At 46.9% G+C, this 15,294-nt stretch carries 11 protein-coding genes; 8 read left to right on the top strand and 3 right to left on the bottom strand.

Going from position 1 to position 15,294, the window contains the following annotated elements; all coding sequences use genetic code 11:
* Positions 1 to 128 precede the first annotated feature (128 nt).
* Genes PGW99_RS08480 through PGW99_RS08470 form a run of 3 tightly spaced genes read left to right on the top strand, consistent with a single transcriptional unit; the run spans position 129 to position 2,829 of the window.
* Positions 129 to 689, top strand: coding sequence for a TetR/AcrR family transcriptional regulator (locus tag PGW99_RS08480; protein WP_273777253.1), 561 nt, complete (start codon positions 129 to 131; stop codon positions 687 to 689).
* A gap of 33 nt (positions 690 to 722) precedes the next feature.
* Positions 723 to 1,913 carry an MFS transporter gene (locus PGW99_RS08475; RefSeq protein WP_273777252.1) on the top strand — a complete coding sequence of 397 codons (1,191 nt, stop codon included), beginning with the start codon at positions 723 to 725 and terminating at the stop codon, positions 1,911 to 1,913.
* Between the two features lie 16 nt (positions 1,914 to 1,929).
* Positions 1,930 to 2,829 (top strand): LysR substrate-binding domain-containing protein, encoded by a 900-nt coding sequence (locus tag PGW99_RS08470; protein ID WP_273777251.1) that lies wholly within the window; start codon positions 1,930 to 1,932, stop codon positions 2,827 to 2,829.
* A gap of 98 nt (positions 2,830 to 2,927) precedes the next feature.
* On the opposite strand, the gene PGW99_RS08465 is transcribed toward PGW99_RS08470, so the two are convergent.
* The gene (locus PGW99_RS08465) at positions 2,928 to 4,562 is read right to left on the bottom strand and encodes a bifunctional 3-(3-hydroxy-phenyl)propionate/3-hydroxycinnamic acid hydroxylase (protein WP_273777250.1); all 1,635 of its coding nucleotides are present in this window, start codon (positions 4,560 to 4,562) and stop codon (positions 2,928 to 2,930) included.
* Positions 4,563 to 4,973: 411 nt separating this feature from the next.
* On the opposite strand from PGW99_RS08465, the gene PGW99_RS08460 reads away from it, so the two are divergent.
* The 4 genes from PGW99_RS08460 (at position 4,974) to PGW99_RS08445 (ending at position 7,807) form a co-directional block, all read left to right on the top strand.
* Positions 4,974 to 5,981, top strand: coding sequence for a CobW family GTP-binding protein (locus PGW99_RS08460; RefSeq protein WP_273777249.1), 1,008 nt, complete (start codon positions 4,974 to 4,976; stop codon positions 5,979 to 5,981).
* Positions 5,982 to 6,090: 109 nt separating this feature from the next.
* Positions 6,091 to 6,621: a YaeQ family protein gene (locus PGW99_RS08455; protein WP_273777248.1), complete on the top strand. Its 531-nt coding sequence runs from the start codon at positions 6,091 to 6,093 to the stop codon at positions 6,619 to 6,621.
* A 104-nt stretch (positions 6,622 to 6,725) separates the two neighbouring features.
* The gene (locus tag PGW99_RS08450) at positions 6,726 to 7,349 is read left to right on the top strand and encodes an MgtC/SapB family protein (protein ID WP_273777247.1); all 624 of its coding nucleotides are present in this window, start codon (positions 6,726 to 6,728) and stop codon (positions 7,347 to 7,349) included.
* Positions 7,350 to 7,465: 116 nt separating this feature from the next.
* On the top strand, positions 7,466 to 7,807 hold the full coding sequence (locus PGW99_RS08445; protein WP_273777246.1) for an FKBP-type peptidyl-prolyl cis-trans isomerase: 342 nt from the start codon (positions 7,466 to 7,468) through the stop codon (positions 7,805 to 7,807).
* A gap of 62 nt (positions 7,808 to 7,869) precedes the next feature.
* On the opposite strand, the gene metH is transcribed toward PGW99_RS08445, so the two are convergent.
* On the bottom strand, positions 7,870 to 11,562 hold the full coding sequence (metH, locus tag PGW99_RS08440; protein WP_273777245.1) for a methionine synthase: 3,693 nt from the start codon (positions 11,560 to 11,562) through the stop codon (positions 7,870 to 7,872).
* Between the two features lie 414 nt (positions 11,563 to 11,976).
* Between metH and PGW99_RS08435 the strand changes: the two genes are divergently transcribed.
* Positions 11,977 to 13,596 carry an inorganic phosphate transporter gene (locus PGW99_RS08435; protein WP_273777244.1) on the top strand — a complete coding sequence of 540 codons (1,620 nt, stop codon included), beginning with the start codon at positions 11,977 to 11,979 and terminating at the stop codon, positions 13,594 to 13,596.
* 65 nt (positions 13,597 to 13,661) lie between these two features.
* On the opposite strand, the gene PGW99_RS08430 is transcribed toward PGW99_RS08435, so the two are convergent.
* Positions 13,662 to 15,209, bottom strand: coding sequence for a hypothetical protein (locus PGW99_RS08430; protein WP_273777243.1), 1,548 nt, complete (start codon positions 15,207 to 15,209; stop codon positions 13,662 to 13,664).
* Positions 15,210 to 15,294: the final 85 nt, after the last annotated feature.

The raw sequence follows: 15,294 nt of genomic DNA, 5'->3' as shown, positions 1-15,294 counted from the left end.
AAAAAAGGCCTTCATGAGAAGGTCTTTTTTTATGCCTGAAATTTAACACTGATCCTTTAAAAGCTAGTGTTCTGTAAAAACTTGCTCTACAATAAAACGAAACGTATCGTTTCGAAATTTATTCACCCATGACAGAAATTGAAAAATGCTCACGCCGCAAGCAGCTCATTTTAGATGCTGTATTGGCGGCTTTACAGCAATATGACTATGCACACCTTACGATTGAGGATGTGGCGGCACGGGCCGGAGTGGGGAAATCCACCATTTACCGCTGGTGGAAACACAAATCCGATCTGGTGCTGGATGCTTTTAAACAACAAACCGCTTCGGTCTTTGAACTGGATTTTACTGCCAGCCTGAAATATAACTTGAATCAACAGCTGCTCAAGCTCTCTGCCGCATTGAACCATCAGGTGGGCCGTGCGTTATTGGTTGTGATGGCTGAGAATCGTGAAGCGGCAGGTGAGTTTTTTAAGCAGTATTTACTGCCGCGCCGTGAACAGACACGCAAACTGATTGAGCTGGCCATTCAGCGTGGTGAAATCCGGGCCGATTATCCATTTGAACTGATGCTGGATACCTTATACGGGCCCATCCATTACCAGATTATCTTTTTTAACCGCATGCCGGATCACGCCTATATTGAGGCCTTGGTTGATCTCGTGCTGCAACCGGTTTTATTGCCTTAAGTCTTCTCCCATTTGTGCAAGTTGAGATCTCCCATGTCCACTGCGACTGCTGAAAAGTTGTGGAACCGCTCATTTTTATTATGTGTGGCGACAAACCTGTTCCTGTTTATTTATTACTATGCCTTGTTAACCATCTTGCCGATTTACATTATGAAAGCATTGGGGGGTACGGTGAGTCAGGCCGGATTGGCACTGACTCTGTTTCTGGTTTCTTCCATTGCCATTCGTCCTTTTTCAGGGTTGATCATTGAAAAAGTCGGTAAGAAAAAAGCCTTCTTGGCTTCATCCGCAATGTTTATGTTGTTGGCTTTGGGCTATCTGTTTGTTGACAGCATGTTGGCGCTACTGGCCATCCGCTTTGTACATGGCATCTGGTTCAGTGTGTTAACGACGGTCACGGTGCCGATTGCCAACGAGTTTATTCCAGAACAGCGTAAAGGTGAGGGCATGGGCTATTATGTGATGTCCACCAATCTGGCAGTGGTATTCGGGCCGTTAATTGCCTTGACCGTGGTGCAATACAGTAATTTTACGACCTTATTTGCCGTGCTGACCGGAATTATCGCGTTAAGTTTTATTTTTTGTCTGATGATTCCAGTCCAAGAACATGTCCAACCTGTAATTTTGTCGCAAGATGAAGTCCGCCCTAAATTTAGTTGGCACCACATTATTGAAACGCGTGCCGTACCGATCGGTTTTGTGGCCTTGGTGACTTCTTTTGCCTATTCCAGCATTATGAGCTTTATTACGGCCTATAGTGAAAGCAAGCATTTGTTGGCCTATACCAGTCTGTTCTTTATTGTGTTTGCGATCTCGATGATTGTGGTTCGTCCCTGGATTGGCAAAATTTATGACCGCAAAGGTCCGAGTGCCGTGATTTACCCGTCATTCCTGTTTTTTGCCTTGGGCCTATTCACCGTGAGCATGATGAGCAATCAATGGATTCTATGGTTATCTGCAGTGTTTATCGGGATTGGATATGGTTCATTATTTCCATGTTTTCAAACCCTGGCGATTCAGGCGGTGCCGAAAGAACGGATGGGACATGCTATTTCCACCTTTTTCACCTTGTTTGATCTCGGGATGGCGGTGGGATCGGTCGTGTTGGGACTGGTGATCGCACGTTTTGGTTTTGAAAGTACCTATGCCTTATGTGCAGTGCTGGTACTTCTTACCGTGCTGTTATACAAAGCGACGGTGGCCAGCCGTTTAGCAAAAGCCTAAAAGGGAGTGGGAGAAGATGGAATTACGACATTTACGCTATTTTGTTGCGGTGGCCGAAACACTGAACTTTACCCGGGCGGCACAGAAAATGTATACGGTGCAGCCTTCTTTGAGTCAGCAAATCAAGGATCTGGAGCATGAAGTGGGGGTGCAGCTGCTACTGCGTTCCAATCGCAAGGTTGAATTGACTGAAGCAGGCGAAGCCTTTTTAAAAGAAGCGCTGCTGAGTCTGGAACATGCAGAAAAAGCCGTTCAGGCCGCACGTCAGGTGGAAAGTCAGCAGAAAGAGCAATTGCATATCGGCTTTGTACCTGTGGCCGAGATGAAAATTTTCCCCTACATCATGCCAAATATCCGTGCCCATTTTCCGGAGCTGAAGATTGATTTCCATAGCTTGACTGATGCTGAGCAGTTACAGGCACTGAAACGGGGTGAAATTGATATTGCCTTCACCCGCTATGTGGATGATTGCGATGAGCTGGAACACGTGCTGATTTTCCGTGAACCTTTAACCCTGATTATGCCGAAGGCTTCGCCATTCGCTGCTCAGCGTCATGTCAGTATCAAGAGTTTTAATCAGCAGGATTTTATTATCAGTGATGAGAAGTCATCGCCACAATTGTACAAGGTCATTCAGGCATTTCTTCAACAGGAAAAAATCAAGGTGAATGTGGTACAGCATTCCACCAACATTTTATTAAATGTCAATCTGGTGGGGATGGGGGTTGGATGGAGTCTGGTGCCTGCCTACGTGATTCCTTTGCTTGGTGATAAAATCGTGGTGAAAAATACTATTGAACCGTTACCAATGATTGGTCTGTACGCCAGTTATCGTGCTGGAAAAAAACATAAAGCGATTGAGCTGATTCTGAAAATCTTGAAAGAACAGTTTCATGTCGACTTTTTTGCCTCCTGATGAGAATGCATTGACTAGACCCCACACATGTGGGGTTTATTTTTGACGGCCAATAAAAAAACCACTCCGTAGAGTGGTTTAACGTCGTCAACAGGGACTTATTTAAGATGCAACTTGGCAAACAGTTGCTGGCTGGTGTGATCCAGCGTCTGAGGAATGGCCAGTGCCGCGACAAAACGGTCTGGACGGAGAATTACAATCGACTGGTTGGTTTGACCAAACCAGCTGCGGATTTCGGTTCCGATATCGCCAATGGTGATAACACCCTCAATTTTCTCACGTTGCGTATTGTCTAACTGTACTGCCGGTAGAACCTGAATAAATTTTACACCCAGTTTCTGCCATTTTTGCATGGTGCTTGGGCTGATGCCCCATTTTGGATTGACACCCCAGGCGATGACTGCAAAATCATTGCCGATGACTTCATCGAGCAGTACGGTTTCACCTGATTCCAGCTTGACTTGAGGCTGGATAAACATCTTACCGACCGGTGAGTTTTTGTTGGCTGTATCTGCAACCAAGGCACCGTCATGGTATTTAGGCATCGGTTTGAAACGCATTTCGAGTAGATAGCGTTTAATCGGCTGAATGTAATTTAAGACATAGGAAACGCCGTCACGCACAAAACCTTGCCATTTCTTCGGTGGAGCCAAGACATGACCGGCCATCACTGAAAGATCAATCATCGCTTTGGCATGATCTTTACGCTCCACCTGATAGGAGTCTAATAGATCTGGCGTTGCAACACCTTTGACGACTAGGGCGACTTTCCAAGCCAAGTTGAAAGCATCACGCATACCGCTGTTATAGCCTTGACCTTGCCATACCGGCATGATGTGTGCTGCATCACCGGCCAGCAAAATGCGGTCGACACGGAACTTGTCTGCAATACGTGCATTGTGGGTATAGACACGTTGACGGATCACTTCAATATTATGGGTATTTGGCAAGACCTTGGAGAGTAACTTGCTGATATTTTCCGGTTTGCTGAGTTCTTCCTGAGTCTCGCCAGGCATGACCATAAATTCGAAACGGCGGATAGCATGAGGCAATGCGGCAGACACATAAGGACGTACCGGGTCACAGCACAGGTAAATGTGTGGGGTCGCTAATGGGTCATTGGCGACATCAATCACGATCCACTGGTTTGGTGCAGTTTTACCTTCAAAACCAATATTTAAAGTACGACGAATATATGAGTTACCACCATCACAGGCGATCAGATATTTGGCCCGTACCGCTTCTTGCTGCTGGTCTTTATTCTGGAGCTTTAAGGTGACACCTTCGTGGTCCTGCTGGAATTCACTGACATGACGTGAAAATAGAACCTGTGTTTTTGGATACTGTGCCAGGCCATTCAACAAAACACGGTCAACCTGCGGCTGAATAAAGGCATTACGACGCGACCAGCCAAATTCACGGGTCATCGGCTGGATATCCGCAAAACAGCGACCTTTCGGGGTCAGGAAACGCATCGCATGGTTTGGTGTCGTATGGGGCAAAACCTGCTCAATCAAACCGAGCGACTGAATGGTACGCAAGGCTTCGTCATCAATCCCGATCGCACGAGGATAGTCAATCAGGTCATCCAATTGTTCAATGACGGTAACTTCTACACTCTGTTTACTCAGGTAGTTGGCAATGGTTAAACCGACTGGACCTGCACCCAGAATGGCGACTTCAGTTGTGTAATTAACTTGATTTGAACTCACAGCAAAGATCCCTTTATTCATCTTTCACCCGCCTATTAAGGTTGAAGAGAGGGTCTTAGACAAGCTATGCCATAGTGGATAACAAGCAAGAAAAAAAACACTTCAGGGTGGTTTTATTGATATAAATTTATGAATATTAATGATTAATTTTTATTTATGTCATCATTTGGAGAGATTCTATGATTGTTCATTTCTATCATAGGGATGCTGTGAGATGGGGGGAAGAAAGATGAAACTTCTGAACAGATGATTTTAGAATTTTTCAGCTGTGTCCTCCGGATTTTCACGTATGATCAACGCTACGGTAATGAAAGGTGATCTGCGAATGTTCATCTCAGGAAGAATACGGCAAAACGCTGTGTTTTTTGCAACATCAGGTCGAAGCCGTAGAACACCGGTGAGCAAAAATAAACTCAACATGTGGGGATTTTCTTGAAACTTGTCAGTGCAAACAACGCCATTCCAACACATATTATTTCGGGTTTTTTAGGGGCAGGGAAGACGACTGTACTGCAGCATCTGCTCAGCCAAAAACCAGAGGGTGAAACCTGGGCCATTTTAATGAATGAATTTGGCCAGATCGGGGTGGATCAGCAGCTTTTGCCACAGGATCAAGGCTATGCCGTGAAAGAATTACTGGGCGGTTGCTTGTGTTGTAGCAGTCAGCTACCGATGCAAATTGCTTTGTCACGCTTGCTGGCTGAAAGTAAACCCACCCGCCTGTTTATCGAGCCGACCGGATTGGGGCATCCTGCACAATTGCTGGAACAGCTGACCGAACCTCACTGGCAGCAAACCTTGGCCATACGGGCTTTGGTGACAGTGGTGGATGGATCACGCCTGCATGATCATGATTGGGTCAAACACAACCTGTATGCAGATCAGCTGAAAGCCGCGCAAATTGTGGTGGTTTCCCATCAGGATCAAATGACGTTTGCTGATGATCAGGCACTGGATGAATTAAAACAGGAATATCAAGCTTATGCTCAGCGCTGGCTGAGCAGTGCACATGGCCAGCTGGATTTGGCTGAGATCGATCTGCCGTATGTCGGAACGCAGCGCAAGGTGCAACCTCTGTTGAAACTGCAACGAGCAAGTTCAAATACGGCAGAGCAAAAGGTCGAAATCAAGCAGTTGCCTTATCACTATGTGGAGACTGCTCAGGGTTATAGTGTAGCGGGCTGGAAACTGCCGAAAAACTGGCAATTTGATTTTTTACCTTTACTCGATTTGCTCTGTCATCAGAAAGACTGGCTGCGCATCAAGGCGATCTTCAATACCAACCAGGGCTGGATGTACTTCAATTTCAATCCGGCCCAGTTTAATTACAAGTCCGGCGATGAAGGAATTGATAACCGTATCGAGGTGATCGTGCCGGATGAGCGTGACTGGCAGAATTTCGAGCAGCAACTGCTCGCCTTGCAGTTAAATGTCAAGTGATTTGAACCGACAAGCTTTTGTGGCAGTAAACATGCGGAATTGCTGCTGCGTTCTGATCGGGCTTTTGTTATGCTGAGCGCCATTTTTAATGCTTAGGTAAACATCTGTCATGGCGCTCAAAGCAACCATTTATAAAGCGGATCTGAATATTGCTGATATGGATCAGCATATTTATGCGGATTATCAACTGACCCTGGCATTGCACCCTTCGGAGACCATTGAACGTTTGATGGTGAGAATCCTGGCTTATGCTCGTTTTGCCGATGAACGTCTAGAATTTACCAAAGATTTGTTTGAAACCGATGAACCGGCCTTGTGGCAAAAAGACCTGACTGGCCAGTTGGAAAAATGGATTGAAGTCGGTTGCCCTGCCGAAGATAAAGTGAAAAAAGCCAGTAGTCGTTGCCAGCAAGTGGCAGTGGTCGCTTATGGCAGTCAAGTGGATGACTGGTGGAAAAAAAGCAGCAAGCTGAAAACGCTGAATAATTTGAGTGTCTGGGCATTGAGTGAGAAGACTACTCAGGCTTTAACCGACCTTTGTGAACGAACCATGCAGTTACAGCTGAATATTCTGGATGGGGAATGGACGCTCCTCAGCGATCAAGGACAAGTCACGGTTGAGTGGACCCAACTGAAATAAAACAGACTTCCGTCATGTAGTAATAGCCTGAAAAAATTGACTTGCAACAATAGTTTAGCAGGCATATAAAAGAATACAGCATTATCAGTCAAGGAGAGAAATCAATGAATGCCGACCTTTATCATTTATTGATTGCCTTGCTGATCGGTGCGGTGATTGGCGCAGAACGCGAATATCGTAACAAGTCTGCTGGCTTGCGTACCATGATTATGGTCAGTCTGGCTTCCTGTCTGTTTACCATTATGTCGATCAAGATCGGCGTCAATAATCCGGACCGTTTGGCTGCCAACATTCTGACTGGCCTTGGTTTTATCGGTGCGGGCGTGATCTTCAAAGAAGAAAATCATATCTCGGGCATTACCACGGCCACGACCATCTGGATGGTTGCTGCTTTAGGCATTGCGACCGGAGCGGGTTATGTTTTGTTGAGTGTCCTCACTGCGGTGGTGGTGCTCATCGTACTGATTCTGATGATTTATATTCAGGACTGGATCGCCGAGCTGAATATGCAACGTGACTATAAAATTGTCTGTGCCTATCAGCAGGAAACCTTACATCATTATGAGGCGGTGTTTAAGCAGTTCCACATGCGGATCGAGCGCGGGGTGCAGCATAAAACCGAAACCAGCATTACCGGTCACTGGTTTTTACAGGGACGAGCCAGCAACCATAAAAAATTGATCGAATTTTTACTGAATGATCCCGATGTGAGAGAGCTGGAATACTAATTCAGCCTCAACCAGTCAATTTTACGCGGATATTCATCGCGACAGGCTATAATCTCTCAAAATTGAACCCCGTACCGGCCACATGATTTGCCGGTTGATAGAAACAGGATCATGTCATGTCGAATGAATTACAGATTATTGATTTAAAAGTAGGTGAAGGTAAAGAAGCGGTCAAAGGTGCGCTGATTACCACACATTATACTGGCTGGTTGGAAGATGGCACCAAGTTCGACTCTTCCATTGACCGCGGTAATTATTTTGAATGTGTGATTGGTACTGGCCGCGTGATTAAAGGCTGGGATCAGGGCATTATGGGGATGAAGGTCGGCGGTAAACGTAAATTGATCGTACCGTCCCATTTGGCTTATGGTGAGCGCAAGATGGGCAATATCATTCCGGCCAATTCCAATCTTATTTTTGAAATTGAATTGTTTGATGTTAAAACTCGTGATGAATAAGCTTTGAATCGTTAGCCATCATAAAAAAATCCCCTCATTTGAGGGGATTTTTTTATACTGCCTTAAGCATCAATTGAATCATCGAGATTTGGTGCCAGCCAGCGTTTGGCTTCATCCAGAGTCCAGCCTTTACGTTTGGCATAGTCCTCAAGCTGGTCTTGAGAGATTTTACCGACATTGAAGTACTGGGATTCTGGGTGGGCATAATAGAAACCGCTGACACTTGAAGGTGGCCACATCGCAAAACTCGAAGTGAGCTGTGTGCCGATCTTGTCGGTTGAACCTAACCAGTCAAACAACACTGCTTTTTCCGAATGCTCTGGGCACGCCGGATAGCCCGGGGCAGGGCGGATACCGACGTATTTTTCCTTGATCAACTCTTCATTGGACAGTTGTTCATCCGGTTGATAACCCCAGAACTCTTTACGGATGCGTTCATGCAGATGTTCAGCAAAGGCTTCAGCAAAACGGTCCCCGAGTGATTGCACCAGAATGGCAGAATAGTCATCACCTTTGGCTTTGAATTCATGGGCCATTTCTTCTGCACCAAAGATCGATACGGTAAAGCCACCCAGATAATCCTGCTGATCAGCAGTTTCAGGGGCAATAAAGTCCGCTAAAGACAAGTTCGGCTTACCGGTGACTTTATCGGATTGCTGACGCAAATGTTCAAAATGATGGGTGGCTTGTCCCGCTTCATCATAGACGGTTACGGTATCCGCAGCGGTACGTTTGGCCGGGTAGATGCCAAAGACGGCACGTGCATCGAAACGTTTATTTTCGATGATGTCTTTTAGCATCACTTGGGCCTGATTGTACAAATCCGTCGCTGCTTCACCGACAATCTCATCCTGCAGGATTTGCGGGAATTTACCCGCCAGACTCCAGGAAATAAAGAATGGCGTCCAGTCAAAATATTTCACCAGTGTCTCAAGAGGATACTGGGTGATCACCTGCGTCCCAATCAATTTTGGTTGCGCCAGTTCACCTTGGGTCCAGTCAATTTTCAGACCATTTTCAATCGATTCAGCATAAGACAGTTTGGCTGCTTTTGGTTGCTTGTTGGCAATCCGTTCACGGACCTTGGCATATTCGGCACGATGTTGAGCCACGAAATCGGCTTTCATGTCTTTCGACAACAAGCTGGTTGCGACACCCACGGCACGTGAGGCATCTGCCACATAAATCACGGCATCATTTTGATATTGTGGATCAATTTTGACAGCGGTATGCGCTTTGGAAGTGGTTGCACCACCAATCAATAGTGGAATCTTGAAGCCTTTACGCTGCATTTCTTTGGCAACAAAGACCATTTCATCGAGCGATGGGGTAATCAAACCGGACAGACCGATAATATCAACCTTCTCGTCAATCGCAGTTTGCAGAATCTTCTCGGCAGGGACCATCACGCCGAGGTCAACAATGTCGTAGCCATTACAGCCGAGGACCACGCCAACAATGTTTTTCCCAATGTCGTGTACGTCACCTTTCACCGTGGCCATCAGCACTTTACCTTTGGTCTCACCGGCAGTTTTTTCCGCTTCGATGTACGGGTTGAGCCAAGCCACCGCCTGTTTCATGACACGGGCAGATTTCACTACCTGTGGCAGGAACATCTTGCCGGCACCAAACAGGTCGCCGACCACGTTCATACCATCCATCAATGGGCCTTCGATCACATCCAGTGGGCGTTTGGCTTTGAGACGTGCCTCTTCGGTATCTTCATCAATGAACGTGGTAATCCCTTTCACTAACGCATATTCCAGACGTTTTTCGACGGACTGGTTACGCCATTCTAGGTTTTCAACGGCTTTTTGTGCACCGGCCTGACCACGGTATTGTTCTGCCACTTCCAGCAGTTTTTCTGTCGCATCCTGACCGCTTTCACCCTGATTGCGGTTCAGAATGACATCTTCAACAGCTTCTTTCAGTTCTTGTGGAATGTCATCATAAATCGCCATCTGTCCGGCGTTGACAATGCCCATGGTCATGCCTTGCTTGATGGCATGGTAGAGGAACACCGAGTGAATGGCTTCACGTACCGGCTCATTACCACGGAACGAGAACGAGACGTTGGAGACACCCCCAGAAATCATCGCATTCGGCAGGTTTTGCTTGATCCAGCCAGTTGCTTCGATGAAGTCCACGGCGTAGTTGTTGTGTTCTTCAATACCGGTCGCGACGGCAAATACGTTCGGGTCAAAGATGATGTCTTCCGATGGAAAACCGACTTCGTTGACCAATACGTCATAAGAACGTTTACAGATTTCACGTTTACGCTCAGCGGTATCGGCCTGACCCTTTTCATCAAAGGCCATCACGATAATTGCTGCACCATACTGGCGGCACAGGCGCGCTTTTTCGACAAACTCATCATAGCCTTCTTTCAGGGAAATCGAGTTGACGACCGGTTTACCTTGCACGCATTTCAGGCCGGCTTCAATGATTTCCCATTTTGAGGAGTCAATCATGATTGGTACACGGGAAATATCCGGCTCAGATGCGACCAGATTCAGGAAATGCACCATCGCATGTTGCGAATCGAGCATGCCTTCATCCATGTTGATGTCGATGATCTGTGCACCGCTTTCCACCTGTTGACGTGCAACATCGAGGGCTTCGGCAAAATTTTCTTCACGGATCAGACGCAGGAATTTTTTTGAACCGGTGACATTGGTTCGTTCACCAACGTTCACAAACAGCGAGTCGTCAAAAATGTTAAACGGTTCTAAACCACTGAGACGACAAGCTGGTTTGATGTCTGGAATCTGGCGCGGTGCAATATCTTTCACGGCATTGTAGATCGCACGAATGTGATCCGGTGTGGTACCACAACAACCACCGGTGATGTTGATCAGACCGCTTTCGGCAAATTCTTTCAGGAAGGCTGCGGTTTGCTCCGGTGTTTCGTCATAACCACCAAAAGCATTTGGCAAACCGGCATTCGGGTGCGCAGAAACAAACACATCAGCGACATCGGCAACAGTTTTGACGTGCGGGCGCATTGCATCTGCACCGAGTGCACAGTTAAAGCCGATCGACAAAAGATCACCATGACGCACCGAGTTCCAGAAGGCTTCCGCCGTTTGACCAGTTAAGGTACGGCCTGAAGCATCGGTAATGGTGCCGGAAATCATCAATGGCAGTTCATAACCGATTTGCTTGAACACTTCTTTTACCGCAAAGATTGCGGCTTTACAGTTCAAGGTGTCAAACACGGTTTCGATCAGCAGGATATCCGCGCCACCTTCGATCAGCGCATGCGCTGCTTCGATATAGTTTTCTTTCAGTTCATCAAAGGTGATGTTACGGAAGGCTGGATCGTTGACGTTCGGTGAAATCGAACAGGTCCGTGAAGTGGGTCCCAAGACACCTGCGACAAAACGCGGTTTGTCCGGCGTCGAGTATTTTTCACAGGCTGCTTTGGCAATACGCGCGGCTTCACGGTTGATTTCTGGTACCAGGTCTTCCATGTGGTAATCAGACATGGAAACGCGGGTGCCGTTAAAGCTGTTGGTTTCAATGATGTCTGCACCGGCATCCAGATAGGCTTCGTGAATACCTTGAATAATTTGCGGTTGGGTTAGAACCAACAGGTCGTTGTTGCCTTTCAGGTCATGCGCCCAGTCGGAAAAACGCTCACCCCGGTAGTCAGCTTCTTCCAGTTGATGGCGTTGGATCATGGTTCCCATGGCACCATCAATAATCAGGATACGTTTGGCGAGAAGCTCTTTTAGGGTGGCAAGCGTGGACATAAGGAACCCCAGTGCAGATGGATGTAAAATGGTCGGCATTATAGCAGGTTTCATCCGGATTTTTATGGCTTGCAAGAGGTGGCAGGGCTAGACGCTTGCAAATCAAAGCATTCACGTCGGTTTTTTCATCAAACTGCAATATTGAATTCGTATATTCCGCTCATCTTCTTCATGGTTGAGCATGTTATAGAGCTGATTCAGATGCATGTTTTTCCGCTGTTGTAGCGGTCACATCCCATTTAAAACTCGATGAACTTTCTAAAGTTGAATAACGAATAGTCCAATCCAGTGGGATGACAGTCAAAATTAATGCAATTGTTAAAAAAGGGCGTTATATGACAGCTTTTTGTCATATAATTGTCATAATTTAATTTAACAATAAGGGCATTTTATTGTCCTTTAAATGCTATCTGCATGAATCAGAATACTTCTCCACGTCAAGACTCAGCCGGTCAATCCGCCACACGGTCGACGAATGTGCATGTCCCAACACCGAAATTCTTTATGCCGGTGTTTCTTGCAATCATCATTTCAACGTTGATTTATATCGCGTTTCAGATGAGTGCGGACCTTTCTCATGTACCGGCGCTTAGCTTATATTCCGTTATCCTATTAGCGACGGCATTACTGATCGCTTTGGGCTTTGAGTTCGTGAATGGTTTCCATGACACGGCGAACGCAGTCGCAACCGTGATTTATACCAATGCGTTGCCTGCACCTGTTGCCGTCATGTGGGCCGGTTTCTGTAACTTTCTTGGGGTCATGATCGCCAGTGGTGCGGTTGCTTACGGAATTATCGCGCTGTTGCCTGTCGAACTGATTATGAATGTTGGCAGTGGTGCTGGTTTTGCCATGGTTTTTGCCATGCTGATCGCCGCGATTCTGTGGAACTTGGGAACTTGGTTCCTTGGCATTCCAGCATCGAGTTCGCATACCCTGATTGGTTCGATTCTGGGTGTAGGGGTGATGAATTACCTGTTGAATACTACCGGCGGTGCTAGTGGTGTGGATATGGATCAGGTGATGAAGGTGGGTAAGGCATTGTTGTTCTCGCCACTGATCGGTTTCGGTTTTGCTGCAATTGTGTTCTTGCTGGTGAAAACCATTTTCAAACGTCAGTTGGAACTGTTCCAGCCACCTGAAGGCAATAAGCCACCACCACCACTCATTCGTGCCTTGCTGATTTTCACCTGTACTGGTGTGAGCTTTGCGCATGGTTCAAACGATGGTCAAAAAGGTATGGGCCTGATCATGTTGATTCTGATCGGTTTGGTACCAATGGCGTATTCATTAAACAAGAATCTGGACAACCAGCATCTGCAGTCTTTTGAAAAATTGTCTGCACAAACGGCGACTGTTCTTTATGCCCAGCATGACCAGATGGCCGATGAAAAAGCCCGTGACGTATTGACCAAATACATCCAGACGAAACAAGTCAACCCTGAAGTGGTTCCCGCTTTGGCCAGTTTGACGAACCATTTGGGTGAGCGCGTCGGTGATTACCGCAGTCTGAAAGATATTCCTGAAGCACAGGTTGCGGAAATCCGTAACGACATGTATTTGAGTACGACCGCCTTCAAACGTCTGGATAAAGCAAAAGCCTTACCTAAGTTGAATGAACAACAAGACAAGGTGGTAGAAGACTATCGTGACAACCTGGATTCATTCCTGCAATACATCCCGACCTGGGTAAAAGTTGCAGTTGCTTTAGCGTTGGGTCTTGGAACCATGGTGGGCTGGAAGCGTATTGTGGTTACCGTCGGTGAGCGTATTGGTAAAAACCACATGACCTATGGTCAAGGGATGTCGGCGGAACTTGTGGCGATGACCACGATTGCAGCGGCAGACGGCTTAGGGATGCCAGTATCGACAACCCATGTTTTGAACAGTGCGGTTGCCGGTACGATGGTGGCCAATAAGTCTGGTTTGAACTTCGCAACGGTAAGAACCATCCTCTCAGCCTGGATCTTTACCTTGCCTGCAACCATCTGTTTATCGGGTGGCTTGTACTGGTTGTTCCTGCAGTTCGTTTAATTCGCAATAAAACCTATAATAAAAAAAGCTTTGCCTCGGCAAAGCTTTTTTTATGGTGATCAATTTTATTTTTTCAGTTTGCGCAGTGCTTTTTTTAATGGCAGGTATTCCTGACCGAACCCGTACAGGGCGGCAAACGGCAGGGCCGTCCGTGCCAGGTAGGCCACACGCCATAAACCACCATGGTTGGCGCCAGACATGATCAACTCCAGAGGATGCTCCAGAGGAGTTTCTGGATGTGCCACTGAAGCAGGATTTCTTAAATCGTGAATCCAGAGCGCTGCCATCATGGCATTGGTGGTTTCTGGATGAAAGGCTTCTACATCAAATAACTGTGCGCCATTAAAGGCTGCTTTGAGCAAAGGATTTTTGGTGACGGAATGAGTGGTGGTGGATGGGGCAATGTTAATGCTGACAGTCTGTCCATGATGACGTGCGAGAATGGCACGCCATTGTTGCAGGCGTTTGGCCAGTGCGTAATTGGGGCCTTGTTCAAGCACCAGACAGTCCGCAATCCCGTAGTCTTGACCATTTTCGGAGTGAATCAGTTGCTGCGGATTTTTCTGGAAAAAACGCTGTAAAGATAATGTGGACACCCCTTTGGTCAGGAGTTTTTGTATAGCTGAACGTTGTTTGAGTTTATCTTTTGCCGCCTCGGTGACTTCTTTCGGCACTGCATAGACATCGGTTGGGGTACACATAAACATCAAACTGGTGTCGGGTTTCTGTTCACTCACCGCCTGCATGATACTGTCCATTGCCATGGCGACCCGCACATGTTTTTCACCGTCCAGATAAGCAATTGCGGCTAAATCCAGTGGCTGTGAGAACTGGCCTAGCCAGTGGGCAATTTCCGGTGTTTGAGTCAGCAGATTAGCACCCAGTTGGTTTTTTAACTCGGCTGTGCTGCTATCCTCTTTCACTGCTTGGGCACTTGGCGCAATTAACCTTGCATTACCCGCATCAATGGTTTTCAGAATACGTTCCCAAACTTTGGCATTCGGCAGATCAACTGCCACGATATTGGCTTTCCATTTTGACAGCCAGGTCAGTGGTCCTGCCTCAGAACCAGCACCAAACAGCACCAAGGTTCGGTCGGAGAGATCGAGCCATTCAGGATGGGCATTCACCTGACGCAAGGCATCCGCATGACTGGCTTCGATGACCCCGGCATCTTGCCAGCGTTGCAGCTGATCCAGTAACGCCTGTCCCTGTAATTTTTGTCCGTGGTAGGGAATGTACCACTCCGGTGCTGCTGTACTTTTGCCGTGAATTTCGACTTGGTGCAATGTGTCATGCGGTAGCTGCATGAGATCTTTCAGCAAATGCGCTTCGCCTTTGCGGTAAAAGACAAAACTGTGATGGGCTTTATGCAAGCCTTGTTGGGCAATCGTGATGGCATTATGGCTGCTCTGAATGCCGTGTTTGACTAAGGCATGAAAATAGCGTGGATAGTGCTTACGCCAGTTTTGTTCCTGTAAGGTCTGTTGAGAGGTCTTGTGATCGACGATTGATAATGCCTCAGCCACAATGTCCTTGCCGGTTTGCGAGGTACTGGTTTTATGGGTTTCCGGGTCAATGGGGAATTGTAGGCCGTCTAAAGAACTGGACATGCAAAGAATCTCGCCAATAATCAGTTTGAATATCTATATCAATTCATTATCTATCCCAAATGCGATTGTGAACAGGCATGAACTA

The organism is Acinetobacter sp. GSS19 (genome assembly GCF_028621895.1).
In the GTDB taxonomy this organism is placed as follows: Bacteria; Pseudomonadota; Gammaproteobacteria; order Pseudomonadales; family Moraxellaceae; genus Acinetobacter.
This window is presented reverse-complemented; position numbering and strand designations above follow the sequence as displayed.

Coding starts and splice junctions, on each gene's coding strand:
- PGW99_RS08480 (WP_273777253.1), top strand. CDS start 129: ATGACAGAAATTGAAAAATGCTCACGCCGCAAGCAGCTCATTTTAGAT.
- PGW99_RS08475 (WP_273777252.1), top strand. CDS start 723: ATGTCCACTGCGACTGCTGAAAAGTTGTGGAACCGCTCATTTTTATTA.
- PGW99_RS08455 (WP_273777248.1), top strand. CDS start 6,091: ATGGCGCTCAAAGCAACCATTTATAAAGCGGATCTGAATATTGCTGAT.
- PGW99_RS08465 (WP_273777250.1), bottom strand. CDS start 4,562: ATGAATAAAGGGATCTTTGCTGTGAGTTCAAATCAAGTTAATTACACA.
- PGW99_RS08450 (WP_273777247.1), top strand. CDS start 6,726: ATGAATGCCGACCTTTATCATTTATTGATTGCCTTGCTGATCGGTGCG.
- PGW99_RS08430 (WP_273777243.1), bottom strand. CDS start 15,209: ATGTCCAGTTCTTTAGACGGCCTACAATTCCCCATTGACCCGGAAACC.
- PGW99_RS08470 (WP_273777251.1), top strand. CDS start 1,930: ATGGAATTACGACATTTACGCTATTTTGTTGCGGTGGCCGAAACACTG.
- PGW99_RS08445 (WP_273777246.1), top strand. CDS start 7,466: ATGTCGAATGAATTACAGATTATTGATTTAAAAGTAGGTGAAGGTAAA.
- PGW99_RS08435 (WP_273777244.1), top strand. CDS start 11,977: ATGAATCAGAATACTTCTCCACGTCAAGACTCAGCCGGTCAATCCGCC.
- metH (WP_273777245.1), bottom strand. CDS start 11,562: ATGTCCACGCTTGCCACCCTAAAAGAGCTTCTCGCCAAACGTATCCTG.